General features: G+C 67.4%; 9 protein-coding genes. 6 read left to right on the forward strand and 3 right to left on the reverse strand.

Annotated elements, in window-relative coordinates; genetic code table 11:
- Positions 1-36 precede the first annotated feature (36 nt).
- The 4 genes from KYG_RS06680 to KYG_RS06695 all read left to right on the forward strand — a co-directional run bounded on the left by KYG_RS06680 (position 37) and on the right by KYG_RS06695 (position 5,632).
- Positions 37-1,077 (forward strand): c-type cytochrome, encoded by a 1,041-nt coding sequence (locus KYG_RS06680; RefSeq protein WP_008904089.1) that lies wholly within the window; start codon positions 37-39, stop codon positions 1,075-1,077.
- A 246-nt stretch (positions 1,078-1,323) separates the two neighbouring features.
- Positions 1,324-3,441, forward strand: a complete 2,118-nt coding sequence (locus tag KYG_RS06685) for a catalase (RefSeq protein WP_008904090.1) — start codon at positions 1,324-1,326, stop codon at positions 3,439-3,441.
- A gap of 57 nt (positions 3,442-3,498) precedes the next feature.
- Positions 3,499-4,107: a hypothetical protein gene (locus KYG_RS06690; protein ID WP_008904091.1), complete on the forward strand. Its 609-nt coding sequence runs from the start codon at positions 3,499-3,501 to the stop codon at positions 4,105-4,107.
- A 283-nt stretch (positions 4,108-4,390) separates the two neighbouring features.
- Positions 4,391-5,632, forward strand: a complete 1,242-nt coding sequence (locus KYG_RS06695; protein WP_008904092.1) for an OpgC domain-containing protein — start codon at positions 4,391-4,393, stop codon at positions 5,630-5,632.
- Positions 5,633-5,674: 42 nt separating this feature from the next.
- On the opposite strand, the gene KYG_RS06700 is transcribed toward KYG_RS06695, so the two are convergent.
- The 3 genes from KYG_RS06700 to argH form a co-directional block, all read right to left on the reverse strand.
- Positions 5,675-6,463 carry an SGNH/GDSL hydrolase family protein gene (locus tag KYG_RS06700; RefSeq protein ID WP_139019312.1) on the reverse strand — a complete coding sequence of 263 codons (789 nt, stop codon included), beginning with the start codon at positions 6,461-6,463 and terminating at the stop codon, positions 5,675-5,677.
- Positions 6,464-6,614: 151 nt separating this feature from the next.
- A complete protein-coding gene (locus KYG_RS06705; protein ID WP_008904094.1) occupies positions 6,615-7,604 on the reverse strand; it encodes a Bug family tripartite tricarboxylate transporter substrate binding protein in 990 nt (329 codons plus the stop codon).
- A 62-nt stretch (positions 7,605-7,666) separates the two neighbouring features.
- The gene (gene argH / locus KYG_RS06710; RefSeq protein ID WP_008904095.1) at positions 7,667-9,136 is read right to left on the reverse strand and encodes an argininosuccinate lyase; all 1,470 of its coding nucleotides are present in this window, start codon (positions 9,134-9,136) and stop codon (positions 7,667-7,669) included.
- A gap of 52 nt (positions 9,137-9,188) precedes the next feature.
- On the opposite strand from argH, the gene KYG_RS06715 reads away from it, so the two are divergent.
- A complete protein-coding gene (locus tag KYG_RS06715; protein WP_008904096.1) occupies positions 9,189-10,466 on the forward strand; it encodes a sensor histidine kinase in 1,278 nt (425 codons plus the stop codon).
- Positions 10,447-11,205, forward strand: coding sequence for a LytTR family DNA-binding domain-containing protein (locus KYG_RS06720; protein ID WP_008904097.1), 759 nt, complete (start codon positions 10,447-10,449; stop codon positions 11,203-11,205). The genes KYG_RS06715 and KYG_RS06720 overlap by 20 nt, the downstream gene beginning before the upstream one ends.
- Positions 11,206-11,233: the final 28 nt, after the last annotated feature.

The raw sequence follows: 11,233 nt of genomic DNA on the forward strand, positions 1-11,233 counted from the left end.
ATCAGAGCCATTCATTCGAAGAAGAGGGATACCACCATGAAACGCTGGATCAAATGGACCGCCACCGGCACGCTGCTGCTGGGCCTGGTCGTTGTGGCCACCGCCACCAGCGGCCTGTACCTGGCCGAGCAAAAGCGCAACCGCCATATCGACATCAAGCCCCGCCCCGTGGCCTACACCACCGAAGCGCAGACCATCGAGCGCGGGCGGTACCTGTATGCGTCGCGCGGCTGCACCGACTGCCACGGCGCGCAGGGCACGGGGCGCGAGTTTGTGAACGACGGCAAGGGCACGCGCATCGTGGGCCCCAACATCACGCCCGCTGGCGTGGTGGCCCGCTACCAGCCCGAAGACTGGAACAGCATGATCCGCCACGGCGTCAAGCCCAACGGCCGCCCGCTGCTGGTGATGCCCAGTGAGGACTACAACCGGTTCACCAACGACGACCTCAATGCCCTGGTGTCGTACGTGCGCCAGTTCAAACCCCAGCAAGGGCTGCAGGCCGTGATCGATCTGCCGCGCCCGGCCTGGGTGCTGTACGGCCTGGGCGCCATCCCCGACGCGGCGGCGCGCATCGACCACCAGCTGGCGCCATCGCGCCCCGTGCCTGCGGGTGTGACGCTGGCCAACGGCCAGTACGTGGCCAACATGTGCATTGGCTGCCATGGTGCAGATCTGTCGGGCGGCAAGATCCCGGGGGCGCCCCCGGACTGGCCCGCGGCCTCGAACCTGCGCCCCGGCAAGGACAGCGCCCTGGCCCGCTACGCCAGCAGCGAGAGCTTTGTGGCGATGCTGCGCTCGGGCAAGCGGCCCGATGGCACGCCCATCCAGGTCATGCCTTTCGAATCGCTGGGGCAGTTGAGCGATGTGGACGCGCGGGCGCTGTATCTGTTTCTGACGGCGCCTGGGGGCCAGGCCAGGGCGGGAGGTGCCGGGGAAGTGGCAGGGGCACTGCCGGGCGAAGGCGCCGTCAGCACCATCCCGGAGCCGCCTGGCGCCGCGGCAGATGCACAGGGGCTGCGGTCGAACGCCTCGCCGGTGCCCTCGGTGCCCTCCGGGCTGCGCATGCCGGGGTGAAGGCATGCCCGGGGGCAGCGGGCTCGTGTGACCTCGCCCCCCAAGGGGAGCGCGCCGAAAGGAGGGGGGCAGGTTCTGCCAGGGTGGGTCGGCGCGCGGCAAGGCGGGTGCATTTTGCGCATGTCGGCGCATGTCGGTGAACGCGACCACGCACTGATACGGCCGCGTCCTACTTCGTGAAAACGGCTGCTCGCCAACGATGTCGGCTTGTCACTCGATTTCCCTCCAAAACCCTCAGGAGCGCCCATGGCACGTACCCCCTCATCGCGCGGCGCGGCACCCCGATCGCCGTCCGCCACGCCTTCGTCCACCCAGTCCGACACGTTTCGCGGCAACGCCGGTGAACTGCAGCAGCAGGCCGGTGGCAAACACCCGGTGCTGACCACGCAGCAAGGCATCCCGGTGGCGGACAACCAGAACTCGCTGCGCGCATCCCCGCGCGGCCCCGGGCTGCTGGAAGACTTCATCCTGCGCGAGAAGATCACCCACTTCGACCACGAGCGCATTCCCGAGCGCATCGTGCATGCCCGCGGGTCGGCAGCCCACGGCTTCTTTGAACTCACGCATTCGCTCAAGAAATACACCACGGCCAAGGTGCTCACCGAAACGGGCGTGCAGACGCCGGTGTTCACCCGGTTTTCCACTGTGGCCGGTGGCGCAGGCTCGGTGGATACGCCGCGTGATGTGCGCGGCTTTGCCGTCAAGTTCTACACCCCCGAAGGCAACTGGGACCTGGTGGGCAACAACATCCCGGTGTTCTTCATCCAGGATGCGATGAAGTTCCCCGACCTGGTGCACGCCGTGAAGATGGAGCCCGACCGCGCCTTTCCCCAGGCCGCCAGCGCGCACGATACGTTCTGGGATTTCATCTCGCTCATGCCCGAATCCATGCACATGGTGATGTGGGCCATGAGCGACCGCACCCTCCCGCGCAGCCTGCGCATGATGGAGGGCTTTGGCGTGCACAGCTTCCGCCTCATCAACGCTGCGGGCGACAGCACGTTCGTCAAGTTCCACTGGCGCCCCAAGCTGGGCATCCAGTCCACCGTGTGGGACGAAGCCCTGAAGCTGCAGGCGGCCGACAACGACTTCCACCGCCGTGACCTGTTCGAATCCATCGAGGCGGGCGACTTCCCCGAGTGGGAACTGCTGGTGCAGCTGTTCACCGAGGAAGACGCAGCGCGCTTTCCGTTTGACCACCTCGACCCGACCAAGCTCATCCCCGAAGAACTGGTGCCCCTGCAACCCGTGGGCCGCATGGTGCTCAACCGCTGGCCCGACAACTTTTTTGCCGAAACCGAGCAGGTGGCTTTCTGCCCGGCCAACGTGCCACCGGGCATCGACTTCAGCAACGACCCGCTGCTGCAGGGCCGGCTGTTTTCGTACCTGGACACGCAGCTTTCCCGCCTGGGCGGGCCCAACTTTGCGCAGATTCCGATCAATGCGCCCAAGTGTCCGTTTCACAACAACCAGCGCGACGGCCACATGCAGATGCAGGTGCCCAAGGGCCGCGTGCACTACGAGCCCAGCAGCCTGGAGCCCGACACACCGCGTGCCTCGCAGGCACACGGATTCCGGCACTTTGCGCAGGCCGATGACGGCGTGAAGGGACGCGTGCGCCCGGAGAGCTTTGCCGACCACTACAGCCAGGCGCGCATGTTCTACCGCAGTCAGAGCCCGCTGGAGCAGGCGCACATGGCGTCGGCCCTGGTGTTTGAGCTGTCGAAGGTGCAAACGCTCCATGTGCGCGAAGCCGTGGTGGGCCAGTTGTTGCATGTGGATGCCGAACTGGCCCAACGCGTGGCCAACGGGCTGGCATTGCAGGCCCTTCCACCGCCGCCTCCGCTGGCCGAGCCGGTGCAGGACCTTCCGCCCTCCCCCGCAACACGCATCATCGACCGCATGAAGCCCACCCTGCAGGGGCGCTGCGTGGGCATTCTGGTGGCCGACGGCAGCAATGGCACCACGGTGGCCAACTTGCGCAAGGCGCTGGAGAAGACGGGCGCCACGGTAAAGATCGTCGCGCCCAAGGTGGGTGGCGCCGTGCTCAAGGACGGCACGCTGCTGCCTGCCGATGGCCAGTTGCAGGGCACCCCCTCGATGGTGTTTGACGCCGTGGCCTCCGTGCTGGCGCCCGACATGGGTGCCAAGCTGGCCAAGGAGGCCGCAGCCGTGGACTGGTTCCGCGACGCCTTCGGTCATCTCAAGGCCATCGCGGCGTGCAAGGGCACGCAGGCCATCCTGCAGGCGGGCGGGATCGAGCCCGATGCCGGCGTGGTGGACCCCGCGGATACGCAGGGCTTCATTGCCGCCGCGCAGACCCGGCAGTGGGACCGCGAACCCAAGGTCCGCACACTGGCCTGAAAGCCTTCATCCCCCGATTATTCACGCCCGTTTCACCCCCTCACCAAAGGAGTCACCATGTCCAAAGCCCGCTATGACAGCCAGCAGCTCAACGATCTCGTCCTGCAGATGATGGAAACCGAACTCGGCGGCGAGCAGGTGTACCGCACCGCCATCGCCTGCGCCATCAACCCCGACCTCAAGGAAGAGTGGCAGGAGTACCTTGAGGAAACCCTGACGCACCAAAACGTGGTGCGCAGCCTGTGCGACACGCTGGGGCTGGACCCGAACCAGCAGACACCCACGCGCCAGGTCGTCAAACACATCGGCGAATCGCTGGTGAAGGCCATGCAGCTGGCACAGCGCACCGGTACGCCCGACGCCGCGCAACTGGTGGCCTGCGAGTGCGTGGTGCACGCAGAAACCAAGGACCACGCCAACTGGGAGCTGCTGGGCAAAGTGGCCGAAGTGGCCACCGGCGACCTGGGCAAGGCACTGAAGACCGCGCACGAGGCCGTGGAAAAAGACGAAGACCACCACCTGTACCACACCAAGGGCTGGTGCCGTGAGCTGTCCATCCAGGCCCTGGGAATGCCCGCCGTGCTGCCACCCCCGGAAGAGGTGAAGAACGTGGAAACGGCCATTGGCGCATCGCGCGCCGAACAGCAGCGCGAAACCATGCTGTAACGCGTGAAGCCGCGCCCTGCGCGGCTGGCGCACAGGGCTTTTTCGCCGCGTCACTATCAAAAAATGAGCTTCCAGCGCTTTACAGACAAGCGCTGTAAGCCTTTTTTATGCAGATTTTAGTTGTGCGGGACGCACCCACCGCGGGAACCTTGGGGGCTGTCCACAGTCTTTTTGGAGCAGCCCCTGCGGCTGTCATCGGGATGCGTGGTTGCTGGCGCGCACCCTTGCGTCCGTTTAGACCGACCGACCGCCCCCCTGAATCGCTTGCCACCCACAGCCACCGATGCCCGCTTCCTCATCCACCCGCCGCTGGGAGATCGACGCACTGCGGGGCCTGATGCTGGTCCTGATGACCGCCACGCACCTGCCCTCCCGATTGACCTCCCCGCTGGGCCAGCCCTTCGGGTTCGTGTCGGCGGCGGAGGGCTTCGTGTTGCTCTCGGCCTATATGGCGGGCATGGTGTACGGCCGCATTGCCTGGCGCAAAGGCGTGCACGAAATGCGCCAGGCCTTCTGGCGCCGCGCGCTCAGGATCTATGCGTGCCAGGCGGGCACGCTGTTGTTTCTGTTCACCGTGATCGCGTTCATCGGCCTGCGCTTTGAACAGCCCGCTGCCACCAACCTGATGGCGTACTACCTGGAGCAGCCGCTCACCGCGCTGGTGTACGGGCTGCTGCTGGTGTATTCGCCGCCGCTGCTGGACATCCTGCCGCTGTACATCCTGTTCATGCTGGCGAGCCCCTGGGTGATGGTGCTGGCCTGGCGCCACGGCTGGGCGCCAGTGATGGGTGTGAGTGTGGCCCTGTGGCTGCTGGCGCAGTTCGGACTGTCGCAGTGGGCTTTTCAGGCTGTATCGGCCGTGGTGCCCATTCCGGTGCCGTATTCGGAAACCGGCAGTTTTGACACCTGGGGCTGGCAACTGCTGTGGATGCTGGGCCTGTGGATGGGCGCCACCCGCAATGACCCGAAGGCGCCAGCGTTCACCTTTCCGGCCTGGGCCGTGCGTGCTGCGCTGGGGTTGGCACTGGTGTGCCTGGTGTGGCGCCACGGCATCGGCCAAAGCCCGTTCGGCAATCACACGGGGCTGAACCTGGTGTTCGACAAATGGTCGCTGGGGCCCCTGCGCGTGATCAACCTGTTTGCGCTGGTCATCCTGACCCTGCACTACGGCCCGGGCCTGGCCCGGCGCACGCCGCGCATGCGGTGGCTGGAAACGCTGGGCGCAGCATCGCTGCCCGTGTTTTGCGCCCATCTGGTGGTGGTGCTGCTGGTGCTGGGGCTGCTCGGCGCCGACCAGAACCGCCCGTGGGCGCTGGACATTCCGCTGCTGGTGCTGTGTTTTGGCCTGCTGTACACGGTTGCCCGCATCACGTTGTGGATCGAAAGCCCGCCCGATGACCGGACGGGACCAGACACCCAACCCGCACCGGAGCCTGGAACCGTTCTGACCACGGGCGCGCAGGCCGGTGGCACCTCTGCCCCTGCGGCGCCCGCTTCGCCCCTGGCGCGCACCCGGCCGGCCTGAGCAGGCGCTCCGTCGGCAAGCCTGTGGCGCATGGCCCGGCCTTCAGCGCCCGGCTGCGGTGTGCGCCCCGCTGGGTGGGGGTGTTGCGGTGGCCGTCAGTGTGGGCGTGCCCGCTGCCGCACCCGGGGAGAGGTACGGCCCGATCACCTCGCGCCACACGGCGTATCCCGCCGCGTTCATGTGCAGGCGATCGGGTCCGTACAGGTCCGGGCGCGGCGCGTTGTGTGCGTCCAGCATGGGGGTGAAGATGTCGATGTAGTCGGCGTGGGGCAGCGTGGCCACATAGGCGCGCAGCAAGGCGTTGGTTTCGGCCACCTGGGGCAGCAGGTTTGCCCGCGCGGGGCTGGGCTTGATGGAGATGTAGCCAATGCGCACGCCGGGCAGCTCAGCCCGCACGGCGCGCACAAAGCCCTCAAAACTCTCCAGTACCTGCGCCGGGGTGCGGCCTTCGGCCAGGTCGTTGTCGCCGGCGTACACCATCACCTGGCGCGGCCGGTACTGCACCACCAGTTGCTGCACCAGGTGGTGGCAGTCGGCCATGGTGGAGCCGCCAAACCCGCGGTTGATGACCACGGGCATCGACTGGAAGTCCTGCGACAGATGGGCCCACATGCGGATGCTGGAGCTGCCCACAAACAGCACGCCACCCGGCTGGGGCTGGCGCAGCCGGTCGGCCGCGGCAAACGCATCCATGCTGGCCTGCCAGCGCGAAAAACCCGCGGGCAAGGCCGTCTGCGCGGGCGCGCTGATGGAAGCCGCCAGAAGGCCCGACAGCGCAAGGCGCCGGGCCAGGGCACCAAGGCGGGCTGCAGGGGTGCGGTGCAGGTACATGGGCTGGGCAGAGGCAAAGGGGGCCATCAACTACAGAGGACCCCATTGTGTGCAAGTTCAGCCCCTGCAGCACATCTTTTACATCTGCGACGGTTTGCCATGCCGGTTGCGACCGGCACGGGGCCCGCCCAGTGGCTCAAAACCCCTTGGCTTACTGCGCCACGAAGCCGCTGGTCTGGATGATGCGCGTCCAGGCCTTGGTGTAGTCGGCCTGGCGGGTGGCCAGCTGCTGGGGCGTCATGTAGCCCACGGTGAGGCCCATGGCCGTGAGCTGGTCGCGCACGTCGGGCATGGCCACCACCCTGGACAGGGCAATGGAGAACTCGGTGATGAACTTCTGCGGCGTGCCGGTGGGGGCGTAGATGCCGTAATACGGCAGGTCTTCAAAGCCCTTGAGGCCCATCTCGTCAAAGGTGGGCACATCGGGCATGGCGGCCTGGCGCTTGGTGCCGAGCACGCCCACCACACGCAGCTTGCCGGCCTTGTGGTTCTCGATGAAATCCTGCACCGAGGCCACGCCCGCATTGATCTGGTTGCCCAGCATGTCGGCGATCATGGGCGCGCTGCCCCGGTAGGGTGCCGACACCAGGTCGAGCTGGTACTTCTGCCCGATCAGCTTGACGAGGAACTCCGGCGTGGAAGCCGGTGCGGGAATGCCGACCGCGCCCTTGCCGCTGCCCGCTGTCTTGACCCAGTTCACGTACTCGGTGAATGTGTTGGCAGGCGTGCCGCCGGACACTGCAAACGCGTTCACAAACGTGGCAAAGCCGCCCACGGGCACAAAGTCCCGCACGGGATCGAACCCGGGGTTCTTGACCACCTGGGGCAGGATGGAGATGGTGTGGTCGTGCGTGAGGAACAGCGTGGTGCCATCGGGCGCGGCCGCCTTGAGCGCCTGCGCTGCGATCTGCCCCCCGGCACCGGGGCGGTTTTCAACCACCACGGGCACGCCGAGCTGGTCCTTGAGCTTGTCGGCCAGCGCGCGCGCAATCGCGTCCGAGCCGCCGCCGGCAGGGAACCCCACCAGGATGCGGACGGGCTTGGCCGACTGGGCAGCCGCCACCCCCACGGTGAGTGCGGCCCCCAGGAAAGCGGCCGTGCGCAGAAGGCGGGACAGCAGGTGGCGGCGGGAAGTCGTCATGGCAAGGCTCCGGGGGATGGTGGTGGTGATGTACGTTGTGAGCTTAAGTGAAGAGCGCCGGTTCAGGCCAGCCGCGCGCGGTGGCGCGCCAGCTGGGCACGCACCTGCGCGGGGGCCGTGCCGCCCAGCGTGTTGCGGGCGTTGAGCGAGCCGCGCAGGCTCAGGCACTCATACACGTCCTTCTCGATCTGTGGGTGAAAGCCCTGCAGCACGGCCAGGGGCAGCTCCGACAGGTCACACGCGTGCGACGTGGCGGCCTTGACGGCATGGGCCACGGTCTCGTGGGCGTCGCGGAAGGGCAGGCCCTTTTTGACCAGGTAGTCGGCCAGGTCGGTGGCGGTGGCGTAACCCTTGAGCGCGGCCTGCTCCATGGCCTGGGCGTTGACGGTGATGCCGCCCTCCTTCTTGCCCGTGGCGGGGTTCAGCTGGCCGCCCACCATCTCGGCAAAAATGCGCAGCGTGTCCTTCAGGGTGTCCACCGTGTCGAACAGCGGCTCCTTGTCTTCCTGGTTGTCCTTGTTGTAGGCCAGAGGCTGGCCCTTCATCAGGGTGATGAGGCCCATCAGGTGTCCGACCACGCGGCCCGTCTTGCCGCGCGCGAGTTCGGGCACGTCGGGGTTTTTCTTCTGCGGCATGATCGACGAGCCGGTGGTGAAGCGGTCGGCGATCTTGATGAAGCCGAAGTTCTGGCTCATCCAGATGATGAGTTCTTCAGAGAGGCGGCTCACGTGCACCATGCACAGGCTGGCGGCGGCGGTGAATTCGATGGCGAAGTCGCGGTCGCTCACGGCGTCCAGGCTGTTCTGGCATACGCCGTCCATTCCGAGCCTCTTGGCCACGCGCTCGCGGTCCAGCGGGTAAGTGGTTCCCGCCAGCGCCGCGCTGCCCAGGGGCAGCACGTTGGTGCGGCGGCGCACATCGGCCATGCGCTCGGCGTCGCGCTTGAACATCTCCACATAAGCCAGCATGTGGTGGCCGAAGCTCACGGGCTGGGCCACCTGCAGGTGGGTGAAGCCGGGCAGGATCACCTCGACGTTCTGCTCGGCCACATCCACCAGCGACACCTGCAGCTCTTTGAGCAGGTCGCCGATCAGATCAATCTCGCCGCGCAGCCACAGGCGCACGTCGGTGGCCACCTGGTCATTGCGGCTGCGGCCGGTGTGCAGGCGCTTGCCGGCATCACCCACTAGCTGGGTCAGGCGCGCTTCGATGTTCAGGTGCACGTCTTCCAGGTCCAGCTTCCATTCGAAGCCGCCGGATTCGATTTCCGACGTGATCTGCGCCATCCCGCGCTGGATGGAGGCGTGGTCGTCCGCGCTGATGATGCCCTGCGCGGCCAGCATCTCGGCATGTGCCAGGCTGCCCGCAATATCAGCCTGCCACAGGCGCTTGTCGAAGAACACGCTGGATGTATAGCGCTTGACCAGATCGCTCATGGGCTCGGAAAACAGCGCCGACCAGGCCTGCGCCTTGGTGTCGAGCTGATTGTGGGACGGCGCAGAGTCGGCGCTGGTGGCTTGGGCTTTGGACATAAGGAGGGCAATAATCCGGTGGTTCAGACACCCGGACTGCCCGGATGCCGCAATGCAAAACACGCAAATTTTATCGACCCAGCCCCCGCCGCCGGATTCTGCCCCGCCAAACGGGCGCGCGCGCAGCGTGCGGGCTGCTGCGGGCGCAGGGCCGGGCGGCCAGCCGCCGCGCGGGCGGGCGCTGGTGTTTGACGCCTGCCAGGTGGGCGTGGTGCTGCGGGCCGTGCTGTTTGTGGAGCTGGTGCTGGGCGTGGGTGCCATGTACAGCGCCAGCAACCCGGTGGAATGGCTGGCCACGCTGGCGTTGCTCACGGGGGGTGCGCTGCCGGCCACGCTGGTGTGGCTGGTGACGGCCTGCAGCTTGAAGACGGTGCTGCAGCGCCTGTCGATGGTGCAGCAGTATGCAGCGGGCGTGCTGCTGGGTGCGCTGGCGGGGGCCTATGCCTGCGGCATGCTGACCCTGGTCGCCCGCCCAGCTTCAGCGCCCTGGCTGGCCAGTGCCGCCACCGGCGCCCTGCTGGCGGCCATGCTGGTGGCTGCGCTGGTGCTGCGCGCGCGGGGCCGCACACCCGCTGCCACCACGGCAAGGCTGACCGAGCTGCAGTCGCGCATCCGTCCGCACTTTCTGTTCAACACCCTCAACAGCGCCATTGCACTGGTGCGCGAAGAGCCCGCCAAGGCCGAATCGCTGCTGGAAGACCTCTCGGACCTGTTCCGCGTGGCCCTGATCGAGCAGGGCGAGTCGACCACGCTGGCGGAAGAAATCACCCTGGCACGCCGCTACCTGGCCATTGAAGAGGTGCGGTTTGGCAAGCGCCTGCAGGTGCAGTGGAGCCTGGACCCCCGCACCGACACCGCGCGCCTGCCGCCCCTGCTGCTGCAACCCCTGGTGGAAAACGCCGTCAAGCACGGCGTGGAGCCCAGCGCGCACGGTGGCAAGCTCAGGGTGCTGACGGAGCTGCGTGGCAGTCGGGTGGTGGTGCGCATCACCAACACCCTGCCGCCCAAGGACGGAAAGAACGGCAACGGCGACGAGCCATCTACCACCAAAGGCCACGGCATAGCGCTGGCCAATGTACGCGCGCGGCTGGCGCTGCTGCACGATGTGCAGGGCGAGTTCACCGCCGGTGTGCTGGACGGCCTGTACCAGGTGCGCATCACCCTGCCCGCGGCCGACACCAAACCCCGCCAGGCCGCCCCAGGCAGAACCCGCGACCAGCGCAGCGGCAACCCCCGGCGCCGCAGCGACACCCCTCGCCGCGGCGTTGTGATGAACCCGGCAGCTCCCGCAGACACCACCCCCACCGACCATGAACATCCTTATCGTTGACGACGAAGCACTGGCCCGCAGCCGCCTGCGCACGCTGCTGTCCGACTGCGCACAGGCCGACCCCGCCCAGCGCATCACGGTGGCTGAGGCCGCCAACGCCAGCGAAACCATGGCGGCGCTGGGGCCCACGGGCGGGCGCGCGTTTGACCTGGTGCTGCTGGACATCCACATGCCCGGCCAGGACGGCCTGGCCCTGGCCCACACCCTGCAGACCCTGCCCCAGCCCCCGGCCGTGGTATTTGTCACGGCCCACGCCGACCATGCCGTGAGCGCCTTCGAGCTGGACGCCACCGACTACCTCACCAAGCCCGTGCGCCGCGAACGCCTGCAGCAGGCCCTGGCCAAGGTGCAGCGCAGCACCCGCCCCGCCGCGCCCACGCTGGCGGCCAGCGTGCCCGAGGGCGAAACCCTGCTGATCCAGGACCGCGGCCGCACCGAACGCCTGCCCCTGGCCGAGGTGCTGTACTTCAAGGCCGAGCAGAAATACGTGACGGTGCGCACCACCACGCGCAGCTACATCATGGACGGCTCGCTCAGCGAGCTGGAAGCCAAGTTTGCGCCGCGCTTCCTGCGCATTCACCGCAACGCGCTGGTGGCCCGCCGCGCCGTGCGCGCGCTGGAGAAACACTACGACCCCGAGGAAGGCGAAGGCTGGGCCGTGCGACTGCAAGGATCGACCGAGCTGCTGGCCGTGTCGCGCCGCCAGGTGGCGGCGGTGCGTGAAGAGCTGGCCCGCTGATTTTTGGTCTTTTTGGCCGCTGGCGCTT

This window comes from Acidovorax sp. NO-1 (genome assembly GCF_000238595.1).
Classification (GTDB): Bacteria; Pseudomonadota; Gammaproteobacteria; order Burkholderiales; family Burkholderiaceae_C; genus Acidovorax.